Genomic DNA, 25,745 nt, shown 5'->3' with positions numbered 1-25,745 from the left:
GCGGTCACAGGAAGGACGCCATTTAAGCCGCTCCAGCAATCAGACCACCTTCACCGCGGTCGGTATGCCACGATTGAGAGAATTGGCTACTGTGCAGATCGACCAGGCTTGATCGATCAAGGTCTTTGGGTCGGACCCATCCAATGTTGTGCATCTCACGGACAGTACGGCGCTGGTGGCGACAAGAGGCGCACCGTCCAGTTCCAGCTGTACTGTTACGGCTATTTCTCCGATCTCGACGCCGAGACCATGGGCAACATATCGAAGGTCGTTACAGTAGCAACCGCCGACCGCCAAAGCGAGTAACTGCCCTCCGTTGAAGCCGAGGCCCGAACCACCGGCCTTGCCTTCCGGCCTATCGACCACGATGGTATGGCCTCCGGCCCAACCAACTGCGGCTTCCGTCCCCACGACATTCCGCAATTCGACGATCGACTGAACCATGCCTTCTCTCCGTCCGTGTGGTTTCATGGCAGGCTCCTAGCGTAGGCGGCCCATGTCAAGCAGGATCATTATCGACTGATGCTGCTGTCGCGACCTTCCCTATGGTCTGAACCCCAGTAGCTTGAAACCGGGCATGTTTCGGGGCTACTCTCAGCAATCCTCCACCAACCTTGTTCATCAGGCAATGTTCGAAGCAAACGCTGTACAGGTCAGAGTTTCCATCGATGAAATCGAGCCGGACATCTGGCGCCGTCTTATCCTGCCGGTCCATTGGAACCTGGAGCAACTTCATTTAGGCATTCAGGCCGCATTCAATTGGTGGAACTATCATCTCTTTGAGTTCCGAATTGGTGGCCTGAGGTACGGCGAAGTTGAGATCCTGACAGAGGATGCGACCGACGACGATCCTAGGGTTTTCGATCAAACAGAGGTTCGATTGCTGGACTTCGAGCAAGGCGCCGTCTTCAGCTACCATTACGATTTCGGTGATGGCTGGCGGCACACAGTCACCATCGAGGAATTCTTAGCGCTCTCTACCTCACCCCGGAACGGGACCTGCGTCGATGGAAAGAGAGCGCGGCCGCCCGAGGATGTCGGCGGTGTTTCGGGTTACGAGCGGTTCCTGGAGATTATCGCCGACCGGGAGGATCCCGAATACGCCGAAACCATTCGGTGGTGCGGTGGCCACTTTGATCCTGAATGGTTCGACCTTTCGATGACCGACAAAGATCTTCGCAATGCTTTGCGGGCGAACGTCAAACGGCGGCTTTATCAACCGAAGCCAAAAGCCACTCTGAAAAAATGAGTCGAGAGAGGGTTGCCGGCGCCTTGAACCATAACGAACCGCCGACACGCAATCCGATTTTGCTATACCTCGGATAAGTATTGCCATTCACGAAACACTTGAATTCCGTCCGGCTTGCCATTCCTGTGAAACTGTTGGGCTATCACCAGCTAGCGTATATCGCGTGCAACCAAAACGCCTAGATACACCAACGTCCTTCGATAGATCAAATATGGGCAGGCAACAAAGATTGAAACAACATAATAAGGTGCCTTGACCTGACACAAAAAATTCCCATTATTCAATAATTATTGAAACGTCAAACTAACTTGCGGCTTCGCGTGTTTGAGCAGGCGCAGGTGCTTTGTTTCTCGCCATGCATTGAACGAGGATTGATCTGATGAACGAAAGGCAAGTCTTGGATGCGTTTCGCGCGCTCTCACAGCAGACCCGACTTCAGGTCATTCGGAAGCTGGTCATCGCCGGTCCGAACGGATTAGCGGCGGGTACGATTGCCGAAGCTGTGAACGTGTCGCCTTCCAACATTTCCTTTCATCTCAAAGAGATGGAACATGCTGGCCTGATCAGCGCCGAACGACAATCACGCTCCATCGTCTACAGCGCCAATTTCGAGACCCTCAACGGCCTCGCTCATTTCTTGATGGAGAACTGTTGTTCGGAACAATCTGACTCCGGTGACGTGCCCTTGGAATTCGCCGGATCAGGTTCTTAGCCGCCCCTGAATGCGAACGTTCTAATCCTATACGATGGAGTACCCCGATGGCCGATCTGCCAGCCGCCTCGCTTGATCTCATTTCCCAGCCCGACCTTGATGCGCTTCGTCCAGCATATTCGCAGCATAAGCCGCGAATTTTGATCCTCTATGGATCGCTGCGGAAGATTTCGTTCAGTCGTCTTTTGGCGGAAGAAGCTGCACGGCTTCTTGCGCATTTCGGATGCGAAGTGAAGATCTTCAATCCCGAAGGTTTGCCCCTTCCCGATGGTGCGCCGGATACCGATCCCAAGGTTCAGGAATTGCGCGCGCTGTCTCTCTGGTCGGAAGGCCATGTCTGGGTCAGCCCCGAGCGGCACGGTGCGATGACCGGCATAATCAAGGCGCAGATAGACTGGATCCCCCTCACGACCGGTTCGGTGCGACCGACGCAGGGCAAGACGCTCGCCGTCATGCAGGTCTCCGGTGGCTCGCAATCCTTCAACGCGGTCAATCAGTTGCGCATTCTCGGTCGCTGGATGCGGATGATCACCATTCCGAACCAGTCTTCGGTCGCCAAGGCATGGCAGGAATTCGACACGGATGGCCGCATGAAGCCCTCGGCCTATTACGATCGCGTCGTCGATGTCTGCGAGGAACTGGTCAAATTCACACTGCTGACCCGAGATGCGTCCGACTACCTGACAGACCGCTATAGCGAGAGGAAGGAAGAGGCCGCAAAGCTCGAACAGCGCGTGGATCTGAAATCGATATGAGCGAGCGCGCGCCGGTCGGCACTATCCTTGCCCTGGGCCTCACCCAGATCATCGGCTATGGAACCCTCTATTACAGCTTCAGCATCCTCGCGCCCGATATGGCGCGAGGCCTGAACTGGTCTACGGAGTGGATATTCGCCGCACTTTCCGCGGCTCTTCTTCTGGGCGGCTTGACTGCACCCTGGCTTGGCCGGGCCATTGATCATTTTGGCGCGGGACGGGTCATGACGGCCGGCTCCGCGATTGCCGCGGCGGCGCTGATCGCCTGTGCCTATGCGCCGGGCAAAAGCGGCTTCGTCGCCGCCCTGATCGTGATCGAGATCGCCGCCAATCTCGTGCAATATGGGGCTGCCTTTGCGCTGCTGGTGCAGGCAAGCCCCCACACCGCCCAGCGCAGCATCACCTATCTGACCCTGATCGCCGGCTTCGCCTCAACGATCTTCTGGCCCCTCACCACGGCATTGCATGCCCATCTGTCATGGCAGAATGTCTACCTGGTATTCGCCGGTCTCAATTTGCTCGTCTGCCTGCCGCTCCACGCATGGTTGTCTTATGGACTTGCCAAGGGCAGAGCACAGAAACAAGCCGGCACGGCGCAGATCGTCGAGGGAAGTCTCAGCCCGGATGTCCGGCAGTTCGGGTTCAAGCTGATGGTGGTGGGGTTCTCGCTGCAATCTCTCGTCAGTGCAGCGATCCTGGTGCATATGGTGCCGCTGTTGTCGGGTCTCGGACTTGGGGCCACCGCGGCCATTGTCGGCACGCTGTTTGGTCCGTCGCAGGTGCTGAGCCGGTTCGCCAACATGGTGCTCGGCGGTAATCTGCCGCCGCTCGCCTTGGCAACGATTGCCGCCACATTGATCCCCGTTGGCATGATGATCCTGACCATCAGCGCGCCGTCGGTGGCAGGAGCCATGGCTTTTGCCGTTGTCTTCGGTTTGGGCAGCGGTCTTTTCAGCATCGTCACCGGTACCTTGCCGTTGATGCTTTTTGGCAGCGATGGCTACGGCCGGCTTCAAGGCAAGGTCATGGCCGCACGGTTGATCGTGTCGGCCACCGCACCTTTTGCGCTGGCGTTTGCGATCGCCCATATCGGCACGACGTGGTCGCTCACCATCACAACGGCGCTTGGCGCCTGTGCGATTGTCGCCTTCCTCGCGATTGCGCGGTTAGAGCGCCGCGACAAGTCTCGGGATCATCTCGCGGGCCGTCCGGCCTGACCCCAGAAGCGTCGCCGAGGCAGCCCCGGTCCAATTCCCATACCCGGCAAGCCAAAGGCGTGGCTGCTTAATCGAGCGCCCCTCATCCACATCAACCCTGCCATCGTCCGTGATCACGCCGAGATCCTGGAGATGATCGAGCGCTGGCCGAAACCCGGTGCACCAGATGACGGCGTCAAGATCGCTTCTAGTATCGTCCTGCCAGACGACGCCATCCCGATCAAAGTTTGAGAATGGCCGCACCGAACCCAGCACGCCGCGATCCCGTGCGTCCCGGACCGGGGGAACCATGACAATATCACCAAGGCTGCCAACTGCTGGGCCACTCTCCCCGCCAAGCACCCGTGCGGTAGCGCGCTGAAACAGCACGTGTCCATCGACTTCATCGGGCAAAAACACCGGTTCCTGAGGCGTGACCCAGATGGTTTCGGCGACCCTTGATACTTCGGCAAGTATCTGCGCCCCGGAATTTCCGCCGCCAACGATGGCGACCCGCTGGCCCACAAAGGGATCAGCCGAGACATAATCCGCCGAATGAATCTGCACGCCCTTGAAGCCAGAGGCACCGGCATAGTCCGGAACGAAAGGATGTCGCCAAGTGCCGGTCGTGCTCAGAACGGCACGCGCTCGCCACTGTCTGCTATCGGCGACGACCTCCAGAGCGCCTTCGACGTTGCGGACCGACATCACTGCGACCGGGCGTTCTATGGGAAAATGATACCGCTCCTCGTAGCGCGCCAGATAATCGACCACCTCATTCCTTGACGGATAGGCCGCCTCGGTCTTCGCCGGCATCATCCATCCCGGCAGCGAGCTAAAGGATGCCGGTGAAAACAAATGGAGTGAATTCCACGCATGTCGCCATGCACCACCGGGCCCTTCTTCAGCATCAAGGATCACGAATCTGACGTCGGCACGCCGCAGATAGTAAGCCGATGCGAGGCCAGCCTGGCCCGCACCGATCACGACGACATCGAAAATGTCCGAAGACATTGCGCTTCCTTACTTTTTACGCAGCCGGGTTTCCGGCCGACTTTGTAAAATACTTGCGGCCCATCCAGAGTGCCAGTTGCACCAGCAAGATCAGCACCGGAACTTCGACCAAGGGGCCAATCACCGCGGCAAATGCGACCGGCGAGGCCAAACCAAAAGCAGCAATGGCAACCGCAATGGCAAGCTCGAAGTTGTTGCCGGCCGCCGTAAAGGCAACGGCTGTCGTGCGCGGATAATCCGTGCCGACGGACTTCGCCATCCAGAAGCTGACAAGAAACATGATGAGAAAGTAGATCGTCAGCGGAATGGCGATCATCACCACATCGCCCGGCAGGCGGACCACATCCCCACCCTTCAGGCTGAACATGGCGACGATCGTGAACAGAAGGGCTGCCAGCGTCATCGGGCTGACCTTCGGCAGGAAGACGTTCTCGTACCAATCCCTGCTCTTTTTCGCAGTCAGCAAGCGGCGCGTGAGGTAACCGGCGAGGAACGGAATACCGAGATAGATCAGCACCGCTTCCGCAATCGTCCAGAACGAGACGTCGATCACACTGCCTTCAAGGCCAAACAGCGGAGGCAGGAAGGACAGGAAGAACCACGCATAGACGCTGAAAAACAGGATCTGGAAGATCGAATTGAAGGCAACGAGGCCCGCGACATACTGGTTGTCGCCCCTTGCAAGCTGGTTCCAGACGAGAACCATGGCAATGCAGCGGGCGAGACCGATCAGGATCAAACCGGTCATATATTCCGGATAGTCCCGCAGAAAAATCACCGCCAGTGCAAACATCAGCACCGGACCGATTATCCAGTTCTGCAGGAGAGAAATCGCCAGAACCCGCTTGTCGGCAAACACCTGCGGCAATTCCTCGAAGCGCACTTTCGCCAGAGGCGGATACATCATCAGGATGAGGCCGATGGCAATCGGAATATTGGTGGTGCCGACGGAAAGGCTGTCGAGCGCTGCAGGCAGGCCGGTAAAGACGGTACCGAGCAGCACACCCAGTGCCATGGCGGCAAAAATCCAGACGGTCAGATAGCGGTCGAGAAACGACAGGCGCAGTGTTGGTTCTTCGGGACGCATTGGCGCTCTCCTTGGCAGATAAACATCGTCCGCAGCCTTGCAACGAAGACTGCGGTCACACGCGTTCAGCTTGAATTGACTTACGTTAGACCACGCGACGACCGGTCTGGTCGACGACGACTTCGCCATCTTCCTTGGTAAACGCAGCCTGCTGATCGGCTGGAAGGATATCCAGCACCACTTCCGATGGTCGGCACAGCTTGACACCGGCAGGCGTGACGACGATCGGGCGGTTGATGAGGATGGGATGTTCCATCATTGCATCAACCAGTTGCTCATCCGACAAGGATGTGTCGCCCAGACCGAGTTCGGAAAACGGTGTTCCCTTTTCGCGAAGAAGGTCACGCGCAGAAATTCCCATCCGGTCGATCAACTGCTCCAGCAGCGCGCGCGAAGGCGGGGTCTTGAGATACTCGACCACATGGGGTTCGATGCCGGCGTTGCGGATCATCGCAAGCGTGTTGCGCGAAGTTCCGCAGTCCGGGTTGTGGTAGATGACGATATCGACGGGGTTGGTCATGCGACGTCGGGCCTTTTGTTTGACTGGAGAGAAAGTATGGAGGTCGAGGGCCGACGAATTAACGGCGCGCGTTTCTTCACTTCGGCCGAATCCGTCATCTGGCTTTAATTGGTCGCTTCCCGAACACCGGTCGTTCCTTCCATCGTTCCGATCTGCCGTAGCCGTGTTTCGAGGGCCAGGCGATCAATGGATTCGAGCGGAAGGCTCAGGAATGCCGTGATACGATTTTTCAGAAACCGCGCCGCCTGCGCGAATGCCCGCTGAATTTCGACTTCGGTTCCGTTGACAGATGCAGGATCCTCGACGCCCCAATGGGCTGTCATCGGGTGACCGATCCATACCGGGCAAGCTTCACCCGCTGCACTGTCACAAACGGTGAAGATGAAATCCATCTGTGGCGCACCCGGCTCGGCAAACACATCCCAGCTCTTGGACGAGAAGCCTGTTGAGGCGTAACCGAGCGCCGCGAGTTCCTTGAGCGCGTGCGGATTGACTTCGCCCTTCGGCTGACTGCCAGCGGAGTAAGCCTTGAAGCGACCGCCGCCTTCCTTGTTGAGGATGGCTTCGGCAAGAATGGAGCGTGCGGAATTGCCCGTGCACAGGAAGAGCACGTTATAGGTCTTTTCGGTCATGTCTGTGATCCGTGTGTTAAGTTAGTGGTCGGGTAGATTTCATGATCGTCGCCGATGATGGGCAGAGAGGACAGCTGCCGTGTGGCAAGCACTGCGGCTGGCAGATTTTCCCGTCAAACTTCGATGAACACGAGGCAGGCAAAAAGCGGCGATGCCCTCTTGGTAGCAAGGAACATGTCGCTGCCTGATTCGAGATCGCTCCCGTCTAATCGTTCTACCCTGAGCGCACTCATGCCAGACTTTCCTGCGGGGTCGGGACACAGCACGGTGTCAGTTCAGCGATGAGTGGCGCACACAATTCAGCGGATCCACCGCAACAGTCCTTCAGAAGGAATAGCGTCATATCGCGAAGCTGTTCGAGCTCAGCGCGGTACATGATGATCCTGCTGTGCCGTTGCGAGGTTACGAGCCCTGCCCGCGACAGAATGTTCAAATGCGCCGACATCGTATTTTGCGGCACCACAAGCGCACGCGCTATATCGCCGGCCGGCAGTCCTTCCGGCGCATGCTTGACGAGCAGCCGAAACGTCTCGAGTCGGGTTGGTTGAGCGAGCGCTGCGAGAGCGAGAATTGCTTGTTCCTGTTCCATATATCCAGATTACTGGAATTATGGACGAAGTCAACACGTTTGTTCAATAGCTCCTACCCCCGGCTTTCCATGACGACTTACACGGAATCAACAGCAATAATGCTGGCGGTCGGGCGGCGAACCCGAAAGCCTTGACGTCAAAAGGCTCACACGAGCGCTTTGCGTACGGCTGCCGAGACCCACTCGGCCAGGATGACCGTGGCCAGAATGACGATGAAGATCGTCGTCACCTGGGGCCATGCCAACATGTTCAAAGAGGACTGAAGCTTCAGGCCGAGCCCGCCTGCACCCACCAGGCCAAGGATCGCCGATTCCCGAATATTGATATCCCAACGGAACATGGTAATTCCCAGGAACGAAGGCAGGACCTGCGGCACAATCGCGTAATCGATGACCTGCATGCGGCTCGCCCCGGTCGATGAGACAGCTTCGACCTGCTTCTGGTCAATCTCCTCAATCGTTTCGTAAAGGAGCTTGCCGACGAAGCCAATTGACCGCAGGGCGATCGCAATGATGCCGGCGAGCAGTCCAGGTCCCAGGATCGAGACGAGAAGCAATGCCCAGATCAGCGAGTTGATGGAGCGTGATGCCACGATCAGGAAAAGTGCGATCGGACGAAGGACAAGCAGGCTGGGCGTGGTGTTGCGAGCGGCAAGGAAAGCTATAGGTACTGCCAGCACAGTGCCGGCAAGCGTCCCAAGCGTTGCCATATTGAGCGTGTCCCAAAGAGGAACGACAAGCTCGCTCAAATAGGACAGGCGTGGCGGGAAGGCGCGGCTGAGAATGTCGCCGCCTTGCCGGGGCGCATCGTAGATAAACGCCCAGATCGTATCTTTTGTCATGATCTGCCAGCAGAACACGAAGAAGGCGACAAGTAGCAGCCAACCGATCCACTGGATGAGCTCGCGGCTCGGCGTGAGCTTACACCATGTTTTGTGGCCATCGAGGGAATTTGAAACTGGCATTATTGAACCCGCTTGCGAATAAGGCTCGAGCCGTATTCGGCGAGCATGACGATGACGATAATGAGGATCAACACAGCACCCGCGCTGTCGTACTCGTATCGGTCGATCGACGTGTTGAGCGTCGCACCGATACCCCCTGCCCCGACGATGCCGATGACGGCCGATTCACGGAAATTGATGTCAAACCGGTAGAGCGAAAGTCCGATCAGCCGCGGCATCACCTGCGGTTGGACTGCATAGTTGACGAGTTGCAGCCAAGACGCGCCGGTGGCACGGATGGCCTCTGCCTGCTTTTCATCGATTTCTTCGATAGCGTCAGCGAGGAGCTTGGCGATAAAGCCAATCGTTGCGAAGGTGAGCGTCAGGAAACCCGCGAACGGGCCGAAACCGAACATTGCAACGAGCAGGATCGCAATGATGATCTCCTGGAAGGCACGCGAAATGGCAATGATTGAGCGGCACACGTAGTAGACGGGCGCTGGCGCAAGATTGCGCGCCCCTCCGATGCCAATCGGGATGGAAACGAGGATACCGACGATAGTCGAAGTCAACGTCATCGTCAGGCTCTCTTCAAGTCCCTGTGCGATATCACGCCAGCGCGTGGTAAAGTTTGGGACCAGAAAGCCTTGAAGGAAACGCCAGCCGCGATCGAGCCCTTCGTAGGCACGCGCCCAGTTTACATCGATGGTCGCAACGGCAACGATGATATAAATCAGCGCGCCCCCATAGATCAGCCAGCGCAAAACCGCCGACCTGATGAACAGTGGTGGCCGCCGCCACACCGAAGGATAGCTCGTCGAGAGTACATGGGCCATCACAAGGCTCCTGCCAAGCGCTCTTCCGCCCGTTCGCGTTCAACCAAGGCCAGACGCTCGTCTTCGGCGTCATCCTGAGCTTGCTTTTGCATGGCAACCCAGTCCTCTTCGCCGTAGATGCGGGTGAGTGCAGCTGTGTCGAGTTGATCAGGCGTGCCGTCGAAGACCACTTCACCGGCGCGCAGGCCGACGATCCGTTGCACGAACGCCTGGGCCAGCAGAACGTCGTGTATGTTGATGACGGCCGGCAAATTGCGCTCCCGGCAAATCTCGACGATCAGCCGCATGATCTGCCGTGAGGTCTTGGGGTCAAGCGAAGCTGTCGGCTCATCGACAAGAAGCAGCTCGGGGTCTTGCTCCAACGCTCGTGCAATCCCGACGCGCTGACGCTGACCGCCTGAAAGAGCATCGGCGCGCTTGTCGGCGTGAGCCGTCAAACCAACGCGATCCAGAAGCGCAAATGCGTTCTGTACGTAGTCGGCGGGGTAGCGACGTAAAAAGCTGCGCCAGAAGGGCACATAGCCGAGCCGACCGGAGAGCACGTTTTCCATCACGGTCAGCCGCTCAACCAGAGCATATTCCTGGAAGATCATGCCAATACGACGGCGAGCGACCCTGAGATCAGACCGCGACAACGCGGTAACATCGCGTTCGCCAAGAAAGATTTTGCCGGCCGTTGGTTCGATAAGACGGTTCACGCAGCGGATGAGGCTTGACTTACCGGCGCCTGAGGGACCGATCAGCCCCACGACCTGGCCGGCAGGAATCTGCAAGTTAATCCCGTTCAGCGCCTTGTCACCTGTTTTGTAGGTTTTCGTGAGCCCCGTAATCCTGAGCATGATCGTTCCCCGCCTTCACACATGAGTAAGCGCCGGGTCGCGAATACGACCCGGCGCCTATTGGTCAAACGTGCTTATTTGCACTCGTAGGTGACGCCGTTGGCTTCATCGATCTGACGAACGACAGACCAGTTTTCCTTGAAGGAGATCGGAATGAAGCTTTCCTGCGGCGGCTCCGAGGTCTGGAACTCCTTCAAGAGCGCCGAACCTTCCCAGTCATAGGAGAAGAAGGCATCCTTGATCTTTTCCTGCAGTTCCGGGGTCAGATTGTGGGCCACGCCATAACCCGTGGTCGGAAACGTCTGCGACTTGAAGATTGAGACAATATGGTCTGCCTTGACGACATCACGGGCGATCATGCGCTTCATGACGGAATTGGCGACAGCCGCAGCCGGGTAGTCCTTGTTGGCGACGCCGAGGACCGAATTGTCGTGCTTGCCGGAGAACACCGGCTCAAAATCCTTACCTGCCTCGAGCTTGTACTCGGACTTCAACAATGCCGAGGGTGCCTTGAAACCAGAATTGGACGTCTCAGCGGTGAAGGCCAGTTTCTTGCCCTTCACGTCTTCGATCTTCTCAACCCCAGAGCCTGGATAGGTGATGATCTCCATTTCATAGCCGAAGGCGCCGTCCTTCGAAGCCATCATCGCGAACGGCCGGAACCCGGCGCAGGCGACAGCGATCGGATTCGAGCCAGTATTGAAGCCGGAAACGTGCAGGCGACCGGCGCGCATGGCTTCGATCTGAGCCGCATTTTCCTGAACCGGGAAGAACTGAACCTTCTTGCCTGTCTTTTCCGCGAGGTGATCGAGGAAGCCTTTCCAGACATCGGCGTAAACGGCCGGGTCTTCGACCGGGGTGTAGGCGAATACCAGCGTATCCGGGTCCACAAGCTGGCTGGCATCGGTCGGAATGTCGGCGACCATATCGCCGTCGGCGTCCGCGTAACGAGCGTCGAGTTTGAAATCCGCCTGGGCAGGCATTGCAAATGCTACGGATATCGCCAGTGCGGCCACGAGCTTTTTCATCAGGTTCTCCATCGATCCAAAACAGACACCCGCTTATTCGGCACTTGCGCTACAGAAATATGACAGAACTGCACATTTCCAGAAATACGGATTTATTGGCGCCCGCCAAGGGAACGCAACTTGCTCAACTGAACGAAAATCTATATATCCAGACTTATGGAAAAATCAGCTATCGTAGAGGCGTTTGCAGCCATCGCGCAAACCACCCGACTTGATGCACTGCGTCTTCTTCTGGATCATTCGCCGGAGGGATTGCCCTCAGGCGACATCGGAAGACTGCTCGACATACCTCAAAATACGATGTCGTCTCATCTTAACGTGTTGAAGCGCGCCGGACTGGTCCAAACCCAACGCGTTGGCACCACGATAATTTATCGGCCGAATACCGAACTTGTCTGGAGGCTTGTCGAGTTTTTGGCGACTGACTTCACCCCGTTGGCTGGCAGAACCTCTTTGACGAGAATCGAGCCAGACCAACAGGTCCCAAGAATATTTAATGTGCTTTTCCTATGCCGCGCAAATTCTGCCAGATCGATCATGGCGGAGGCCATTCTACGCAAGATGGCGCCAATGCGGTTTGCGGCGTTCTCTGCGGGAAATCTTCCCGCAAATGCGGTGCATCCAATGACACTCGCAACACTCCGGAAGATGGACTGTCCGGTCGAGAACCTAAAACCCAAAAGCTGGGACGAGTTCAAGGGTCTTAACCGTGTCTCTATGGATTTCGTCTTCACCGTTTGCGACACACTGACGGGGGAGCAATGCCCCTCCTGGCCCGGTCAGCCTTTTACAGCGCACTGGGCTATCGACGATCCTGCGCTTGCTGAGGGAACTGAACTGCAAAGGCTTGCCGCCTTTCGCCGGGCAGCAGACGCTATCGCCAACAGGCTCTCAGTCTTCACGGCACTTCCGATTGAGTCGATCGACAGGATGTCCCTTCAGACGCAGTTGAAGGCAATCGGAAACAGTCCACGCTGATCGCTATTACTGCAGGCCGTAGCCGCAGCCGCGCACAGTACGGATTGCGTCTCCCTTGCTTCCGATGTTCAAGGACTTCCGCAATCTTTTGATGCTGACATCAACGATGCGTTCGTCCCGGCTCGTGTCGTTCCATACCATCTCGAGAATTTCGCGCCGCGAAAAGAGCCGAGACGGTTCTGTCAGCATCGTCTGCAGGAGACGATATTCCGTCGGACCAAGGTGAATCTCCCGTCCCTTACGCGAAACCCTGTGCGTTTCGAGGTTCAGGGATATCTCGCGATGGTTCAAGATCCTGGTCGTCTTCGAGCATGAACGCTCAAGGAGCGCATTGCTGCGAGCCAGAAGTTCCTGAACGGAAAAGGGGCGCGGCAAGTAATCGTCGGCTCCGGCATCAAAAAGGGGCTTGGGCAGCGCCTCTCCGCCCAAGACAATAATCGCCAACTGCCTTCTTCGCACATGGGCTCGCATTTTCATAAACGACTGACGGAGATTGGTCGCACGGCTTACCGAATCGACGACGACCAGATCTGGTTGTCTCTCCGCGACCATACGTTCACACTGCTCGGCCAGTCCACATACCCCGGCGATATAACCTTCCTCGCGGAAGCTTGCTTCCAGGATCGAGCCAACGCCAATATCTTCCTGTACGATAACGACGCTCGGCATGAAGCCTACTCCATCGCAACAACAGTTTCGGCGCGAGGGCGATCAATCGAAACATCATCGCCCGTCACGATGTACTCGACGGTCTCAGCGAGATTGGTAGCATGATCTCCGACCCGCTCGAGGTTCTTGGCGCAGAAAAGGAGGTGAGCGCACAATGTGATCGAGCGCTGGTCTTCCATCATGTATGTCAGGAGTTCTCGAAAGAGGCCGTTATAGAGTACATCGATGTGCTCGTCCTGGAGGCGGACTTGAGATGCCGTCTTCGCGTCGTTGTTCTGGAAAGCATCGAGCGCGCCAGCCAGCTGCATTTTGGCGGCTTCGGCTAGTGTGCTGAACCCGGCAGAGACAACGCCCCTGTTAAGTGAGGCATCCATGATTGCTGCGCGCTTGGCGATGTTCTTCGCGAGATCGCCTACACGCTCCAGGTTTGATACCATGCGCATCGCGCCGACGATCCGTCTCAGGTCGTTCGCGACGGGTTGGCGCCGAGCAATGATTTGCACAGCCGCCGTTTCGGCGGTTCTCTGCATCGCATCGAGTTGAAGGTCGGCTCTTACGACCTCATCTGCCAGTGTCTTGTCATTGCCGATGAGAGCATTGACGGACTTGTCGAGGAGCGCGGCAGCAATTCGCCCCATATCGGATACTTGTCCGGTCAGGTCCTGTAGTTCTTCGTCGAAAGCTCGAATAGTGTGATCCATCGTCATGTTTCCCCCTCAACCGAAGCGTCCGGTGATGTACTGCTGCGTTTTCTCATTCTGCGGATTTGTGAAGAACTCATTCGTCGCGTTGTACTCGGTCATCTCGCCGAGGTGCATGTAGGCGGTGTATGTCGATATCCGCGCTGCCTGCTGCATGTTGTGCGTGACGATGACGATCGTGTACTGGTCTCGCAATTCAGCGATAAGCTCCTCGATTTTTGCGGTGGCGATCGGGTCAAGGGCCGATGTCGGTTCGTCGAAGAGAATGATCTCTGGGTTGGGGGCAAGCGTACGAGCGATGCACAGACGCTGCTGCTGACCGCCGGACAGACCATAAGCCGATTGATGGAGGCGGTCCTTTACTTCATTCCAGAGAGCGGCACCCTGGAGAGCCTGCTCAACCCGCTCATCAAGCAGGGCTTTCTTTGCGATACCGCGAACCCGCAGACCCGCCGCCACGTTCTCGTAAATTGACTTTGGAAAGGGGTTCGGTTTCTGGAAAACCATCCCGATGCGCAACCGGATCAGGATCGGATCGATTCCGGTCGAGACCAGATTTTGTTTTTCTGGCAGCAGTTCGATCGCACCTTCATACCGGTTGCCCGGATAAAGATCGTGCATGCGATTGAACGATCGCAGCAATGTGCTCTTGCCGCAACCGGACGGCCCGATCAAGGCGGTCACCTGCTTGTCGGCGATCGGAAGGTTAACCTTCTTTAGAGCGTGAAAGTCCCCGTACCAGAAATCCAGATCCCTCACCTCAGCGCGCAGTCGTTCTGGATGGATCAATATGTTGCGCTTGGAGCTGGATTGCAGTCCCGCTTTCGCAGGCCTCACGGCAGTGGTTGTATCGTTCATTTTTTGTCCGATCTCAGTTAAAGGCCGAGCTTGCGTCGAAGCCGGAAGCGTATCCAGATGGCGATGGCATTCATGCCAAGCGTCATGAACATGAGCACCACGCCAGTGGCCGCCGCGTTGACGTGGAACGCTGCCTGCGGCCGCGATATCCAATTGAACATCTGGATGGGCATCACGGTGAATGGCGCATTGAGCCAGTCAAAGTTGATGAAGGGAAAGCTTGCGCCGACGGGAGAAGGCGGCAGGAAGGCGATAAATGTAAGGGCGCCGATCGTTATGATCGGTGCGGTTTCCCCGATAGCGCGAGACAATCCGACGATTGCACCAGTTAGAATCCCAGGTCTTGCAGCCGGTAGAATGTAGTGCCACATCGTCTGCCATTTGTCGGCCCCGAGGCCGAAGGCACCTTCGCGGATTGTCTGCGGTATCGCCCGGATGGCTTCTCTCGTTGCAACGATGACGATCGGGAGGATCAGCAATGCCAGCACCATACCGGCGACAAGCACCGTACGGCCGAGATCCGCGAGATAGACGAAGAAGCCAAGTGCGAGCAAACCGTAGATAATCGACGGCACGCCGGCGAGATTCGTGACGTTGATCTCGATGACGTCAGTCAGCCAGTTCTTCCTGGCGTACTCTTCCAGATAGAGGCCCGCACCCACACCGAGCGGAATTGCCAGTAGCGCCGTGACGAACATGACGAGGCATGTCCCGACCCAAGCCGAAAGAATGCCTGCGCTTGCCGGGCGCCGCGACGGAAACTCCGTCAGGAAGGCGTAGTCGATGCGTCCAAGGCCATCATAAAAGAGATCGGCGATGAGCGCGATCAAAAATGCCATCACCACGAACAGGATGACTAGGCCCATGCTGGCAAAGACAAGGTCGTTTCGCCTTGCGCGACTGACAAGTAGAGCCTGCGGATCCTTGTCCTGAAGTACGATAGGGCTGTCGGCGCTGATAGTCATCAGTAAGCCTCCCGGAAGCGACGGCGAAGAAAGAAGCCGATGATGTTGAAGAACAGCGTCAGGACGAAGAGTGCGAGGCCTGCTGCGAAAATGGTTTGGTAGGCTAGCGAGCCGTGAGGCAGGTCACCGAGACTCATCTGCACGATGTATGATGTAATTGTCGCTGCACCTTCACGAGGATCGGCCGTCAGATTCGGATTCTGACCTGCAGCGATAGCAAGAACCATTGTTTCGCCAACCGCCCGTGACATGCCCAGAAGATATGCGGCAGTTATGCCGGAGAAGGCTCCTGGAATGATCACCTTGAAAGAGGTCTGCAGCCTTGTCATGCCCAAGGCATAGGCCCCTTCCCTCAGCGAAGCAGGAACCGCTCGCATGGCATCTTCGCTGATCGAGACGATGTAGGGCATGATCATGATGCCGAGCACGATCCCCGGAGCAAGGAGATTGAAACCCGTCAGCCCGGGTATGAACGTCTGGAGGAGCGGCGTGATAAACAAAAGAGCAAAGTAACCGAAGACGACAGTCGGGACGCCACCAAGCAATTCCAGCACCGGCTTTACGGTTTCGCGGACGGCCGGGCGCGCATACTCACTGAGGTAGACGGCGAGGCTAGTTCCCAAGGGGATGGCAATCAGGATCGCGATCCCCGCGGCCCAGAGTGTCGCTGTAAGAAGCGGCAAAATGCCATATCGCGGCTGCGAAAAGACCGGCGTCCATTCCGTATCCGTGAGGAAGGTCCACAAGGACACTTCAGTGAAGAAATTCCAGGACTCACTTACGAGCACGTAAATGATTGCCGCGGTCACAAACACCGAGAGTGCGGCGGACAAGAAAAGCAAGACGCGCATCGTCAGGTCGATGAAACGTCGGCGTTTCAGAAATGCTTCGCTTGGATGATAGGCGTCGAGCGTCGTTGACATCTTGTTCTCCGGAATCAGCAGCCGCGATTGCGCGCGGCTGCTGGAACGATCGGGATTAGTTCGCTGCGTCTGCGACGAGATCGGTAACGGTGACGCCAACCTTGGACCCACCTTCGAAGTGGCTGCCGGTGACGCGCTTTTCGAACTTCTTCAGAGCAAGGCCAGCTGCTTCGGCAGGCAGGGCGACGTAGCCGACCTCGCTGACCAGTTCTTCCTGGTTCTTGGCGTCGAACAGGAACTCGGCGAATGCGCGCACATGTTCCTTCTCGTCGGCCGCCTTCTTGGAAGCGTAGTAGAACAGCGGACGGGTAAGCGGCTGGTAGGTGCCATCGGTTGCTGTCTCGATCGACGGCGCTACACACGAACCGTCGGCCTGCTTGATTTCGACAGCCTTCACCTTGCCAGCATTCTCGGTCAGATAGGCGAGACCCAGGAAGCCGATCGCATTCTTGTCGCCGCCGACGCCCTGGATCGTGATGTTGTCGTCCTCTGTCGCGGTATAATCACCGCGGCTGGCATGCTCTTTGCCGTTAATGGCGAACGTGTAGTAGTCGTAGGTTCCGGAATCCGTGCCGGCGCCGAAGAGGCCGAGCTTGGCGTCAGGGAATTCGCCGCGGACCTGGTTCCAGTTCGTGACCTTCCCCTGTGCTTCGGGTTCCCAAATCTTCTTCAGTTCCTCGACGGTCATGCACGTCGCCCAGTCGTTCGCCGGGTTTACGATCGTTGCGAGAGCATCGATTGCGACAGGCAGCTCGATGAATTCCACGCCGTTCTGCTTGCACAGCTCGATCTCGTCGGACTTGATCGGACGGGAAGCGCCGGTGATGTCGGTTTCGCCGCGGCAGAACTTCTTGAAGCCACCGCCCGTGCCAGAAGACCCGACGGTCACCAGCGTCTTGCCGGCTTGAGCCTTCTGGAACTCTTCAGCCATGGCTTCGGAAATGGGGAATACGGTGCTCGAGCCGTCGATCAGCACTGTCGGCGCCTGCTGCGCAAAAGACGGGGCAACGAGGAGGCTGAGAGTAACGATCGAAGCTGCGGAAGAGGCGAAGGCGGCGCGCGCCGGGCGAAAGGTTTTCGTGTTGTGTGTCATGACGACCCTCTGTGAATTCAGAAAAGCTGAACGCGACATCCGCGAACGCAGGGCGGTCATAGTATTGTTGGATGACAGTTTTATGTCAATCAAGTATAGTATGGTATATCTAGATAGATTGATATTTGAGCTGGAAGGTTTTTACTTGATTAACACATGATTTGACGAAAGATTATCCTGAATTTAACCGTAGAGATGCGTCGCTCATGATGCACCCATGATGGCGAGAGGTTTGCAGGATATCCCGAAATCCTCACGATGACAATCATATTTCCAGATTTCTAGATATTTTGCGTTTGTCACAAAACTGAAGCGTCACTGTAATAAATCGCCTGACAGCCGCGAAACTAAGGAGCGAAGCTGATGTCCCCAAAGGTCATGATCGTCGAAGACGAGGAAGCGCTGAGTGTTCTGCTCCGCTACAACCTCGAGGCCGAAGGATACCTTGTCGAGACAATCGGCCACGGCGAAGAGGCTGACATAGTTCTTCAGGAAAGCGTGCCGGATCTGCTAATTCTGGATTGGATGCTTCCCGGTGTATCCGGAATCGAACTTTGCCGCCGTCTACGCGCCAGACCAAACACGGAGCGGCTCCCCGTCATTATGCTGACGGCACGGGGGGAGGAGACAGAGCGTGTGCGGGGATTGGCGACAGGTGCGGATGACTATCTGGTGAAGCCATTCTCGACTCCGGAACTTATGGCCAGGGTGAGAGCTCTGCTGAGGCGTTCCAAACCAGCATTGATCTCGTCCATTTTGCGCTATGCTGACATCGAGCTTGACCGGGAAAGCCATCGTGTCCATCGCGAGCGCCGTGAAGTCAGGCTCGGTCCGACCGAGTTCCGTCTCCTCGATTTTCTCATGGCGTCGCCGGGGCGCGTCTTCTCCCGAGCACAGCTCCTTGACGGCGTTTGGGGTCACGATCTCTATGTAGACGAAAGAACGGTCGACGTTCATGTCGGCCGGCTCAGAAAAGCCCTTAACTTTGCCAACAAGCCAGACCTGATCCGGACCGTCAGAGGCGCCGGTTATTCAATGGATACAGGTTTGAATTAAAATTTCACCGCTCCCGGTCTGTGTCTGCACCCGTCCCGGATAGTTGCAAAAAGGTGGTAGCGAGCGAAATCCTGAGATCCATGCAACCAGCACCTCAATCCCGGAGGAGCGGTTGGACAATCTGTCTGATGACAGTACAATTGATTTAGGCTCTGGAGGAGAGCTGAGGGAGGTCGTCGGTGTCAAATCGAGACCACACGCGCGGTCGGTACGCCGACAAGTGTCGTATCTCGCGCCGTATGGCGATAGGCGGAGCTTTGTCCGCGATATGCTTCGCCGGATCGCCTGCGGGAAGCGAGTTGCTGTCCGTGCCGCCGCGACCTGGTGTGATCCGGTTTGGGTTGACACCCGTCTTTCTATCGAATGACCTGGAAGTGCTGGACGAACTACAGGCCTACCTAGTCCGCGCTGTCGGTCAAGAAGTACAACTTGTCACACAGCGTACCTACCAGGAAGTCACTGCCCTCCTGGTCTCGGGGAATCTTGAGGCCGCCTGGATTTGCGGCTACCCGTTCATGAAGTTCCGGGAGGAGCTGGAGCTGGTTGCCACGCCATTGTGGCGTGATAAGCCGCTTTACCAATCCTACCTCATCGTTGGTCGACATCGTGACATCCAGGCCTTTGATGACTGTCGTGGGGATATTCATGCGTTCTCCGACCCCGATTCCAATTCCGGCTACCTCGTCACGAAAACCTATCTGGCCGAACGCGGCGTCTCCGAGGAAGGCTTCTTTCGCAAGTCATTTTTTACCTACGGCCACCGCAATGTGATCCGGGCAGTGGCTTCCGGCCTTGCCGATTCCGGGAGCGTTGATGGGTACGTCTGGGAAGTCATGGAACAGACCGAACCGGAACTGCTCTCGAAAACGAGGGTGCTGGTGAAGTCTGACTGGCACGGCTTCCCGCCCATCGCAGCCGCCGCACGACAGCGGGAAAGCCAGCCGGTTGCCAGAATAAGAAACGCGCTCCTGCAAATGCACAGCGACGAGCTGGGCCGAACGGTGCTTGAGCGCCTCCAGCTTGACGGGTTCACTCAGGTTCCACCCGAAAGCTACGAAAGTATCGCGGTCAACATGGAACGAGTTCGGAGGCTGGGGTGAGCCTCATCGAGCGCGTTCGCGGCATTCCCTTGACGGTTCGGGTCCCGGTAATGGTGGCATCCCTGATGATCGTCGTCAGCCTCATCATCTCTGAACGCGTATTGGCTCGCCTTCATGACATGCAGGAACAGCATCTGAACGGCGTCGTGGGAACCTATTTCGATGGCTTGTCTACCGCTCTTATCCCGGCTGTTTTGCGGCAGGACGTATGGGAAACCTATGACCTGCTCGACCGCACCCGTACGATGTTTGCGGCCGTGTCTCCGATCGAGACGGTCGTGACTGGACGTGATGGCATGGTACTGGCTTCCAGCGATCCGCACGCTATTCCGGTACTTTCCGAAGTTCCCCCGGCCTTCGCTGACCGAGGCAATGACGATGAAATCCGCATCGAATGGCAGTCGAACACCGGGTTCGGGATCAGGCAGCTCCTTTATCAGGGAAAGTCGATCGGGACCGTACACGCCTCTTTCGACATCACCCATCTTGTCGCGGAAAGGCGCCAGGTTCTCCAGACGCTTCTTGCGACGAATGCTGTCTTGGCATTCGTGTTTGCCGCAGTTGGATACGTCTTGACCAGACGTATGGTCAGGCCGGTGGCGACATTGGCACAACACATGCGCTCTGGTGCGGCCGGACAGCCCTATACCATTCCAGCTGAAGAATTTCCGTATCGCGCGGGTGAACTCGCCGATCTGTTTCATGGCTTCAACGCTTTGGTACAAGCCGAGCAGCAGCGCAGCGCACTCACGCGTCGATTGGCCGAGGAGGAGAAGCTTGCCAGTTTAGGACGGCTCGCATCCAGCATGGCCCACGAGATCAATAATCCGCTCGGAGGACTGTTCAACTCCATCGACACGTTGAAGCGACATGGGGCAAACGAAGGCGTACGGAGCACCAGTGTGTCCCTTCTGGAACGTGGTCTCGGCGGTATTCGCGATGTTGTACAGGCAGCACTGGCAACATACCGGCCGGACCGCTCCGGAAAGCCTCTCGTCCTACAGGATCTGGAAGATGTGCGCCTACTGGCTGGCCCCGTCATTTTGAGCCGTAGACAAACGATGCACTGGGTGAGCAGCCCATCCAATCTCACCCTATCTGCCCTGCCCGGCTCGACTGTGCGGCAAGCACTTTTGAACCTCGTGCTAAATGCAAGCGCCGCCGCGGGCGATGACGGCACGATTTTTGTGGAGACATGCCTCAAGGAAGACGGCTCGACGTTGATCCTCTCCGTTGCCGATACGGGGCCGGGCCTGCCGAAGGCCGCAACCAATGTCCTTACATCGCCAGATCCATGGCCCGCCGCTCAGTCAGCTGGAGGGCTTGGCCTGTGGATGGTCCGGAAGCTGGTGGATGAAGCCGGCGGACATATCCGTTTGTCGAGGACCGAAGCCGGCCTGACCGTCATTGAATTACACTTGCCGATATTGATTCCTGGGGAGGAAACTAGCCATGCAGCGTGAAAGAGGGCGCATCGCCATACTCGAGGACGATCCCATCATGGGAGAGTCGCTCATCCAGCGACTTTCGCTTGAGGGCCACAAGGTGAAATGGTGGACGAAGGGAGAGCAGGCTATGCGCGAGCTCGCCAGCGGATCAGAACCGTTCGACCTCGTCGTTTGCGACATCCGCCTTCCAGACATGAATGGTGAAGAGGTTTTCCGCCAGGCCAGCCGCGATACCGCAACACCCTTTTTATTCATGTCTGGCTACGCCGATATAGATCAGGCGGTGCGTCTGATGCGCAGTGGTGCGGTCGACTTCATCACCAAACCGTTCGACATGACGGCTTTCCTCGATCGCGTCTCATCAAGCTTAAGGAGCAAGCGGCAGGATGAGCCCAATAGCTCCCTCGGCATCTCCCGCGCCATGCGCGAGGCCGAACAGATGTTGCGGCGTTATGCCTCTCATCCCCTCCCCGTTCTCATTCAGGGAGAGACCGGCACTGGCAAGGAAGTCAGCGCCAGGTTTCTGCATCAGTTATCAAAGCGTGCGCTCGCCCCTTTCATCGCCGTAAACTGCGCAGCCATTCCAGCCGAACTGCTGGAAAGCGAGCTTTTCGGCCACGAGAAAGGAGCATTTACGGGTGCTCACCAACTTCATCGCGGCTACGCGGAACGTGCCGGCGAAGGTATTCTCTTCCTCGACGAGATCGGTGATATGCCGCCTGTTCTGCAGGCGAAACTTCTTCGTCTCATCGAGGATGGTTGGTTTCATCGGGTCGGCAGCGAAACATCCATCCCGTTCAAGGCACGCATTGTCTGTGCCACCCATCAGGAGATTGGCAGCGACGGCAGTTCCTTTCGAAAGGACTTGTTCTTTCGTCTTTCCGCCCTTCCAGTCATGCTTGCACCACTGCGTGAGCGACAGGAAGACATCCTGTGGCTCGCTCAGCGCTTTCTCGAGGAGATCATGCAGATCAGGGAGACCTGCGTTCGGGGCATCAGTACGCTTGCCGAGGACGCAATGCTTGAACACTGTTGGCCCGGGAATGCCCGCGAGCTCCGCAATCGGCTGGAACGCGCCGCTGCTCTGTCGGAAAATCTGCTCGTGATGCCGGCGGATCTATTCCCCGAAGTTGCCAAAGTATCTGATACGCCGCGGATCGGAACACTCTCCGATGCGCGGGACGCCGCGGAGCGCCGACAGATCCTGCGGGCGCTAAGCGCAACCGGCGGACAGATTTCTCAGGCCGCAGGACATCTCGGCATTTCTCGTACAACTCTCTGGGAGAAAATGACGCGTTTCGGAATAGAAGCTAGTGAACGTTCGGCCAACTGAACAGCCGTGGTTACTGGCCGTTTGGAAAACCGAACCCCCACGTGGAAGATACGCGAAAAAGGCGCGCTAAATCAGCCCTCTACTTGTTGGCACAGCTATTGCAACGCTCCCTTCGACATTCAATGGAGGAGGATCGCATGTCACGCTGTCGAAACATGGTCGATATCGGTCGACGCCAGTTCCTGCGCGGAGGGGCATTGGCCGCCGCGGGCGCTAGTGTGGTCGTCACGGGCGTCGGCGCGCCACAGGCAAGAGCCGCTACCGCTGCGGCCGGCGTGGACTATCCCGCCAATCGTCTCGCCAACATCTCGGACCTCAAGCTGAACGAACCTTTCGACGTTGCCTATCCCGATGAAGATGCCTCGGGCGTTCTTCTCAAACTCGGGACGCGCGTTGAAGGCGGGGTCGGTCCCGATGGCGACATCGTCGGCTTTTCTACCATCTGTCCCCACAAGGGCTTTCCGCTGAGCTATTCCGCCGACAACAAGACATTCAACTGTCCCGGCCATTTCTCGGTGTTCGATCCTGAAAAGGGGGGCCAGCAGGTCTGGGGCCAAGCGACGCAGAACCTGCCGCAATACGTGCTCCGCATCGCCGACAATGGCGACATCTTTGCCGAAGGCGTCGATGAGCTCATCTACGGCCGTCTGTCCAACGTTCTATAAGGGAAGAAGATCATGGCCTTCAAACGTCACATTGACCGTCTGCCGATCATTCCCGCGGACGCCAAGAAGCACAATGTCACCTGCCACTTCTGCATAGTCGGCTGCGGCTATCACGCCTATACCTGGCCGATCAACAAACAGGGCGGCACGGATCCGCAGAACAACGTCTTCGGCGTCGATCTGTCCGAGCAACAGCAGGCGGAAACCGATGCCTGGTATTCGCCGTCCATGTACAATGTCGTAAAGCAGGATGGCCGCGACGTTCATGTCGTCATCAAGCCGGACCACGAATGCGTGGTGAACTCCGGCCTCGGTTCCGTTCGCGGAGCCAGAATGGCCGAAACGAGCTTTTCCGAAGCTCGCAACACCCAGCAACAGCGCCTGACGGATCCCCTCGTCTGGCGCTACGGACAGATGCAGCCGACGAGCTGGGACGATGCGCTCGATCTTGTTGCCCGCGTGACGGCGAAGATCATCAAGGAGAAGGGTGAGGACGCTCTGATCGTTTCGGCCTTCGATCATGGCGGCGCCGGAGGCGGCTACGAAAACACCTGGGGCACGGGCAAGCTCTATTTCGAGGCCATGAAGGTCAAGAACATCCGTATCCACAACCGCCCGGCCTATAACTCGGAAGTCCACGGTACCCGCGATATGGGCGTCGGCGAGTTGAACAACTGCTACGAGGATGCCGAACTGGCCGACACGATCGTCGCGGTCGGCACCAATGCACTGGAGACCCAGACAAACTATTTCCTCAATCACTGGATCCCGAACCTGCGCGGCGAAAGTCTCGAGAAGAAAAAGCAGATCATGCCGGACGAGCCGCATGAAGCGGGCCGGATTATCATTGTCGATCCGCGCCGCACGGTGACCGTCAATGCGAGCGAGGAAACGGCTGGCAAGGACAACGTCCTGCATCTCGCGATCAAATCCGGCAGCGACCTGGCTCTATTCAATGCCCTGTTTACATACATCGCCGACAAAGGCTGGGTTGACCGCGAATTCATCGACAAATCGACCTTGCGGGAAAGTGTAGCACGGCCGCCGCTTTATCCCGCGCGAGGCGGATCGGACAGCAAGCCTGGACATTTGTCCAACTTCGAGGATGCCGTCGAAGGATGCCGCATATCCATGGAGGAAGCCGCAAAAATCACGGGGCTGGACCAAGCCCAGATCATCAAAGCCGCCGAATGGATTGCCATGCCGAAGGAAGGCGGCAAGCGTCGACGCGTCATGTTCGGCTACGAGAAAGGCCTGATCTGGGGCAACGACAATTACCGCACCAACGGCGCGCTGGTGAACCTGGCACTCGCCACCGGTAATATCGGCCGTCCCGGCGGCGGCGTCGTTCGCCTCGGCGGGCACCAGGAAGGTTACGTGCGCCCCTCCGACGCCCATGTCGGTCGGCCGGCGGCCTATGTCGATCAGCTGCTGATCGGCGGTCAGGGCGGCGTCCATCACATCTGGGGCTGCGACCACTACAAGACCACGCTGAACGCGCATGAGTTCAAGCGGGTCTACAAGAAGCGCACGGACATGGTGAAGGACGCCATGAGCGCTGCGCCCTATGGCGACCGCGAGGCCATGGTGGATGCCATCGTCGGCGCCATCAACCAGGGTGGTCTGTTCGCCGTCAACGTGGATATCATTCCGACCAAGATCGGCGAAGCCTGTCATGTCATCCTGCCGGCGGCCACGTCAGGCGAGATGAACCTCACCTCGATGAACGGTGAGCGGCGTATGCGGCTGACCGAGCGCTACATGGACCCGCCCGGTCAATCCATGCCGGACTGCCTGATTGCCGCGCGGCTTGCCAACACCATGGAACGCGTACTGACCGAGATGGGTGACACCACCTATGCCGGCCAGTTCAAGGGCTTCGACTGGCGGACAGAAGAAGACGCCTTCATGGACGGCTACAACAGACACGCCCATGGCGGCGAGTTCGTCACCTATGAGCGCTTGAGCGCCATGGGCACCAACGGCTTCCAGGAGCCGGCCACCCGTTTTGCAGACGCCAAGATCGAGGGCACGCAGCGGCTCTATACCGATGGCGTGTTCTCGACCGATGACGGGAAGGCGCGCTTTATGGATGCGCCGTGGCGCGGACTGCAGGCACCGGGCAAGCAGCAGCAGAAGGACAATTACAAGTACCTGATCAACAACGGACGCGCCAATGTCGTCTGGCAATCCGCCTATCTCGACCAGGAAAACGACTTCGTCATGGATCGTTTCCCCTATCCGTTCATCGAGATGAACCCGGCCGACATGGCGGAAGCGGGGCTCAAGGAGGGCGATCTCGTCGAAATTTACAATGATGCCGGCGCGACCCAGGCCATGGCCTATCCGACACCGACAGCCCGTCGCGGAGAAACCTTTATGCTGTTCGGTTTCCCGACCGGCGTACAGGGCAATGTGACCAGTGCCGGGACGAACGAGCTGGTCATCCCGAACTACAAGCAGACCTGGGGCGATATCCGCAAGATTTCGGATGCTCCGCGGAACGTGGCTCACCTGACCTTCAAGTCGAAGGAATACCAGTCGGCTTGAGGACA

At 57.5% G+C, this 25,745-nt stretch carries 27 protein-coding genes and 1 pseudogene; 12 read left to right on the top strand and 16 right to left on the bottom strand.

All coding sequences use genetic code 11. The features are described 5' to 3' along the window. Nucleotides 1-39: 39 nt before the first annotated feature. Nucleotides 40-444: an OsmC family protein gene (locus CEV33_RS20635; protein WP_046802358.1), complete on the bottom strand. Its 405-nt coding sequence runs from the start codon at nucleotides 442-444 to the stop codon at nucleotides 40-42. Nucleotides 445-628: 184 nt separating this feature from the next. Between CEV33_RS20635 and CEV33_RS20630 the strand changes: the two genes are divergently transcribed. The 4 genes from CEV33_RS20630 to arsK all read left to right on the top strand — a co-directional run bounded on the left by CEV33_RS20630 (nucleotide 629) and on the right by arsK (nucleotide 3,933). Then, nucleotides 629-1,249, top strand: coding sequence for a plasmid pRiA4b ORF-3 family protein (locus CEV33_RS20630; RefSeq protein ID WP_046802389.1), 621 nt, complete (start codon nucleotides 629-631; stop codon nucleotides 1,247-1,249). 379 nt (nucleotides 1,250-1,628) lie between these two features. Continuing rightward, entirely contained in the window at nucleotides 1,629-1,961 is a 333-nt protein-coding gene (locus tag CEV33_RS20625) for an ArsR/SmtB family transcription factor (protein ID WP_046802359.1), read from the top strand. Between the two features lie 47 nt (nucleotides 1,962-2,008). Further along, a complete protein-coding gene (gene arsH, locus CEV33_RS20620) occupies nucleotides 2,009-2,716 on the top strand; it encodes an arsenical resistance protein ArsH (protein WP_046802360.1) in 708 nt (235 codons plus the stop codon). Further along, nucleotides 2,713-3,933 (top strand): arsenite efflux MFS transporter ArsK, encoded by a 1,221-nt coding sequence (gene arsK, locus CEV33_RS20615; RefSeq protein WP_046802361.1) that lies wholly within the window; start codon nucleotides 2,713-2,715, stop codon nucleotides 3,931-3,933. The genes arsH and arsK overlap by 4 nt, the downstream gene beginning before the upstream one ends. Here the strand turns inward: arsK and CEV33_RS20610 are convergent. The 9 genes from CEV33_RS20610 to phnD form a co-directional block, all read right to left on the bottom strand. Beyond that, nucleotides 3,883-4,926 carry an ArsO family NAD(P)H-dependent flavin-containing monooxygenase gene (locus tag CEV33_RS20610; protein WP_062653477.1) on the bottom strand — a complete coding sequence of 348 codons (1,044 nt, stop codon included), beginning with the start codon at nucleotides 4,924-4,926 and terminating at the stop codon, nucleotides 3,883-3,885. The two genes, arsK and CEV33_RS20610, sit on opposite strands and share 51 nt — an antisense overlap. Before the next feature lie 16 nt (nucleotides 4,927-4,942). Further along, on the bottom strand, nucleotides 4,943-6,013 hold the full coding sequence (arsB, locus tag CEV33_RS20605) for an ACR3 family arsenite efflux transporter (protein WP_094542227.1): 1,071 nt from the start codon (nucleotides 6,011-6,013) through the stop codon (nucleotides 4,943-4,945). A gap of 85 nt (nucleotides 6,014-6,098) precedes the next feature. Further along, the gene (arsC, locus tag CEV33_RS20600) at nucleotides 6,099-6,533 is read right to left on the bottom strand and encodes an arsenate reductase (glutaredoxin) (RefSeq protein WP_015647711.1); all 435 of its coding nucleotides are present in this window, start codon (nucleotides 6,531-6,533) and stop codon (nucleotides 6,099-6,101) included. 104 nt (nucleotides 6,534-6,637) lie between these two features. After that, nucleotides 6,638-7,165 (bottom strand): arsenate reductase ArsC, encoded by a 528-nt coding sequence (locus CEV33_RS20595; protein ID WP_015647710.1) that lies wholly within the window; start codon nucleotides 7,163-7,165, stop codon nucleotides 6,638-6,640. Nucleotides 7,166-7,394: 229 nt separating this feature from the next. Further along, nucleotides 7,395-7,754 carry an ArsR/SmtB family transcription factor gene (locus tag CEV33_RS20590; RefSeq protein WP_046802495.1) on the bottom strand — a complete coding sequence of 120 codons (360 nt, stop codon included), beginning with the start codon at nucleotides 7,752-7,754 and terminating at the stop codon, nucleotides 7,395-7,397. Between the two features lie 146 nt (nucleotides 7,755-7,900). Then, nucleotides 7,901-8,719: a phosphonate ABC transporter, permease protein PhnE gene (gene phnE, locus CEV33_RS20585; protein WP_094542226.1), complete on the bottom strand. Its 819-nt coding sequence runs from the start codon at nucleotides 8,717-8,719 to the stop codon at nucleotides 7,901-7,903. Beyond that, nucleotides 8,719-9,534, bottom strand: coding sequence for a phosphonate ABC transporter, permease protein PhnE (phnE, locus tag CEV33_RS20580; RefSeq protein ID WP_015647707.1), 816 nt, complete (start codon nucleotides 9,532-9,534; stop codon nucleotides 8,719-8,721). The genes phnE (CEV33_RS20585) and phnE (CEV33_RS20580) overlap by 1 nt, the downstream gene beginning before the upstream one ends. Next, complete coding sequence (phnC, locus tag CEV33_RS20575; RefSeq protein ID WP_046802474.1) at nucleotides 9,534-10,373, bottom strand: phosphonate ABC transporter ATP-binding protein; 840 nt, start codon at nucleotides 10,371-10,373, stop codon at nucleotides 9,534-9,536. The genes phnE (CEV33_RS20580) and phnC overlap by 1 nt, the downstream gene beginning before the upstream one ends. A 74-nt stretch (nucleotides 10,374-10,447) precedes the next feature. Continuing rightward, nucleotides 10,448-11,401 (bottom strand): phosphate/phosphite/phosphonate ABC transporter substrate-binding protein, encoded by a 954-nt coding sequence (gene phnD / locus CEV33_RS20570; RefSeq protein WP_046802475.1) that lies wholly within the window; start codon nucleotides 11,399-11,401, stop codon nucleotides 10,448-10,450. Between the two features lie 156 nt (nucleotides 11,402-11,557). Here phnD and CEV33_RS24520 point away from each other — a divergent pair. Both CEV33_RS24520 and CEV33_RS24515 read left to right on the top strand, forming a co-directional pair. Then, nucleotides 11,558-11,791: pseudogene (locus CEV33_RS24520) on the top strand (ArsR/SmtB family transcription factor); the annotation flags it as partial. 108 nt (nucleotides 11,792-11,899) lie between these two features. After that, nucleotides 11,900-12,379 carry an arsenate reductase ArsC gene (locus CEV33_RS24515; RefSeq protein ID WP_268875819.1) on the top strand — a complete coding sequence of 160 codons (480 nt, stop codon included), beginning with the start codon at nucleotides 11,900-11,902 and terminating at the stop codon, nucleotides 12,377-12,379. A 6-nt stretch (nucleotides 12,380-12,385) separates the two neighbouring features. On the opposite strand, the gene CEV33_RS20560 is transcribed toward CEV33_RS24515, so the two are convergent. Genes CEV33_RS20560 through CEV33_RS20535 form a run of 6 tightly spaced genes read right to left on the bottom strand, consistent with a single transcriptional unit; the run spans nucleotide 12,386 to nucleotide 17,588 of the window. After that, the gene (locus tag CEV33_RS20560) at nucleotides 12,386-13,048 is read right to left on the bottom strand and encodes a winged helix-turn-helix domain-containing protein (RefSeq protein WP_046802477.1); all 663 of its coding nucleotides are present in this window, start codon (nucleotides 13,046-13,048) and stop codon (nucleotides 12,386-12,388) included. Nucleotides 13,049-13,053: 5 nt separating this feature from the next. Further along, a complete protein-coding gene (gene phoU / locus CEV33_RS20555; protein ID WP_046802478.1) occupies nucleotides 13,054-13,755 on the bottom strand; it encodes a phosphate signaling complex protein PhoU in 702 nt (233 codons plus the stop codon). 9 nt (nucleotides 13,756-13,764) lie between these two features. Then, a complete protein-coding gene (gene pstB, locus CEV33_RS20550) occupies nucleotides 13,765-14,607 on the bottom strand; it encodes a phosphate ABC transporter ATP-binding protein PstB (RefSeq protein WP_082129097.1) in 843 nt (280 codons plus the stop codon). A gap of 17 nt (nucleotides 14,608-14,624) precedes the next feature. Continuing rightward, the gene (gene pstA / locus CEV33_RS20545) at nucleotides 14,625-15,572 is read right to left on the bottom strand and encodes a phosphate ABC transporter permease PstA (protein ID WP_046802479.1); all 948 of its coding nucleotides are present in this window, start codon (nucleotides 15,570-15,572) and stop codon (nucleotides 14,625-14,627) included. Then, nucleotides 15,572-16,495, bottom strand: a complete 924-nt coding sequence (pstC, locus tag CEV33_RS20540) for a phosphate ABC transporter permease subunit PstC (protein WP_046802480.1) — start codon at nucleotides 16,493-16,495, stop codon at nucleotides 15,572-15,574. The genes pstA and pstC overlap by 1 nt, the downstream gene beginning before the upstream one ends. Before the next feature lie 55 nt (nucleotides 16,496-16,550). Next, nucleotides 16,551-17,588: a PstS family phosphate ABC transporter substrate-binding protein gene (locus CEV33_RS20535; protein WP_094542225.1), complete on the bottom strand. Its 1,038-nt coding sequence runs from the start codon at nucleotides 17,586-17,588 to the stop codon at nucleotides 16,551-16,553. 363 nt (nucleotides 17,589-17,951) lie between these two features. On the opposite strand from CEV33_RS20535, the gene phoB reads away from it, so the two are divergent. The 6 genes from phoB to CEV33_RS20505 all read left to right on the top strand — a co-directional run bounded on the left by phoB (nucleotide 17,952) and on the right by CEV33_RS20505 (nucleotide 25,740). Then, on the top strand, nucleotides 17,952-18,644 hold the full coding sequence (phoB, locus tag CEV33_RS20530; RefSeq protein WP_046802482.1) for a phosphate regulon transcriptional regulator PhoB: 693 nt from the start codon (nucleotides 17,952-17,954) through the stop codon (nucleotides 18,642-18,644). A 239-nt stretch (nucleotides 18,645-18,883) separates the two neighbouring features. Then, nucleotides 18,884-19,744: a periplasmic arsenite-binding protein AioX gene (aioX, locus tag CEV33_RS20525; protein ID WP_046802483.1), complete on the top strand. Its 861-nt coding sequence runs from the start codon at nucleotides 18,884-18,886 to the stop codon at nucleotides 19,742-19,744. Further along, the gene (aioS, locus tag CEV33_RS20520) at nucleotides 19,741-21,207 is read left to right on the top strand and encodes an arsenic sensor histidine kinase AioS (protein WP_094542224.1); all 1,467 of its coding nucleotides are present in this window, start codon (nucleotides 19,741-19,743) and stop codon (nucleotides 21,205-21,207) included. Before aioX ends, aioS begins: the two co-directional genes overlap by 4 nt. After that, nucleotides 21,197-22,525, top strand: a complete 1,329-nt coding sequence (gene aioR, locus CEV33_RS20515; protein ID WP_094542223.1) for an arsenic response regulator transcription factor AioR — start codon at nucleotides 21,197-21,199, stop codon at nucleotides 22,523-22,525. Before aioS ends, aioR begins: the two co-directional genes overlap by 11 nt. A gap of 155 nt (nucleotides 22,526-22,680) precedes the next feature. Then, entirely contained in the window at nucleotides 22,681-23,190 is a 510-nt protein-coding gene (locus tag CEV33_RS20510; RefSeq protein WP_094542222.1) for an arsenate reductase (azurin) small subunit, read from the top strand. Between the two features lie 12 nt (nucleotides 23,191-23,202). Next, a complete protein-coding gene (locus CEV33_RS20505) occupies nucleotides 23,203-25,740 on the top strand; it encodes an arsenate reductase (azurin) large subunit (protein ID WP_094542221.1) in 2,538 nt (845 codons plus the stop codon). Nucleotides 25,741-25,745 lie beyond the last annotated feature (5 nt).

Source organism: Brucella grignonensis, from assembly GCF_002252505.1.
GTDB lineage: Bacteria > Pseudomonadota > Alphaproteobacteria > Rhizobiales > Rhizobiaceae > Brucella > Brucella grignonensis.
This window is presented reverse-complemented; position numbering and strand designations above follow the sequence as displayed.

Excerpts from the sequence above, each read along its gene's own strand:
- arsC (WP_015647711.1), bottom strand. The coding sequence starts at position 6,533 with ATGACCAACCCCGTCGATATCGTCATCTACCACAACCCGGACTGCGGA.
- arsK (WP_046802361.1), top strand. The coding sequence starts at position 2,713 with ATGAGCGAGCGCGCGCCGGTCGGCACTATCCTTGCCCTGGGCCTCACC.
- phnD (WP_046802475.1), bottom strand. The coding sequence starts at position 11,401 with ATGAAAAAGCTCGTGGCCGCACTGGCGATATCCGTAGCATTTGCAATG.
- phoB (WP_046802482.1), top strand. The coding sequence starts at position 17,952 with ATGTCCCCAAAGGTCATGATCGTCGAAGACGAGGAAGCGCTGAGTGTT.
- CEV33_RS20560 (WP_046802477.1), bottom strand. The coding sequence starts at position 13,048 with ATGCCGAGCGTCGTTATCGTACAGGAAGATATTGGCGTTGGCTCGATC.
- CEV33_RS20505 (WP_094542221.1), top strand. The coding sequence starts at position 23,203 with ATGGCCTTCAAACGTCACATTGACCGTCTGCCGATCATTCCCGCGGAC.
- CEV33_RS20625 (WP_046802359.1), top strand. The coding sequence starts at position 1,629 with ATGAACGAAAGGCAAGTCTTGGATGCGTTTCGCGCGCTCTCACAGCAG.
- arsB (WP_094542227.1), bottom strand. The coding sequence starts at position 6,013 with ATGCGTCCCGAAGAACCAACACTGCGCCTGTCGTTTCTCGACCGCTAT.
- CEV33_RS20535 (WP_094542225.1), bottom strand. The coding sequence starts at position 17,588 with ATGACACACAACACGAAAACCTTTCGCCCGGCGCGCGCCGCCTTCGCC.
- CEV33_RS20595 (WP_015647710.1), bottom strand. The coding sequence starts at position 7,165 with ATGACCGAAAAGACCTATAACGTGCTCTTCCTGTGCACGGGCAATTCC.
- aioR (WP_094542223.1), top strand. The coding sequence starts at position 21,197 with ATGCAGCGTGAAAGAGGGCGCATCGCCATACTCGAGGACGATCCCATC.
- phnC (WP_046802474.1), bottom strand. The coding sequence starts at position 10,373 with ATGCTCAGGATTACGGGGCTCACGAAAACCTACAAAACAGGTGACAAG.
- pstB (WP_082129097.1), bottom strand. The coding sequence starts at position 14,607 with ATGAACGATACAACCACTGCCGTGAGGCCTGCGAAAGCGGGACTGCAA.
- arsH (WP_046802360.1), top strand. The coding sequence starts at position 2,009 with ATGGCCGATCTGCCAGCCGCCTCGCTTGATCTCATTTCCCAGCCCGAC.
- phnE (WP_094542226.1), bottom strand. The coding sequence starts at position 8,719 with ATGCCAGTTTCAAATTCCCTCGATGGCCACAAAACATGGTGTAAGCTC.
- CEV33_RS20610 (WP_062653477.1), bottom strand. The coding sequence starts at position 4,926 with ATGTCTTCGGACATTTTCGATGTCGTCGTGATCGGTGCGGGCCAGGCT.
- aioX (WP_046802483.1), top strand. The coding sequence starts at position 18,884 with ATGGCGATAGGCGGAGCTTTGTCCGCGATATGCTTCGCCGGATCGCCT.
- pstA (WP_046802479.1), bottom strand. The coding sequence starts at position 15,572 with ATGACTATCAGCGCCGACAGCCCTATCGTACTTCAGGACAAGGATCCG.
- CEV33_RS20635 (WP_046802358.1), bottom strand. The coding sequence starts at position 444 with ATGGTTCAGTCGATCGTCGAATTGCGGAATGTCGTGGGGACGGAAGCC.
- phoU (WP_046802478.1), bottom strand. The coding sequence starts at position 13,755 with ATGACGATGGATCACACTATTCGAGCTTTCGACGAAGAACTACAGGAC.
- CEV33_RS20630 (WP_046802389.1), top strand. The coding sequence starts at position 629 with ATGTTCGAAGCAAACGCTGTACAGGTCAGAGTTTCCATCGATGAAATC.
- CEV33_RS20590 (WP_046802495.1), bottom strand. The coding sequence starts at position 7,754 with ATGGAACAGGAACAAGCAATTCTCGCTCTCGCAGCGCTCGCTCAACCA.
- CEV33_RS20510 (WP_094542222.1), top strand. The coding sequence starts at position 22,681 with ATGGTCGATATCGGTCGACGCCAGTTCCTGCGCGGAGGGGCATTGGCC.
- phnE (WP_015647707.1), bottom strand. The coding sequence starts at position 9,534 with ATGGCCCATGTACTCTCGACGAGCTATCCTTCGGTGTGGCGGCGGCCA.
- pstC (WP_046802480.1), bottom strand. The coding sequence starts at position 16,495 with ATGTCAACGACGCTCGACGCCTATCATCCAAGCGAAGCATTTCTGAAA.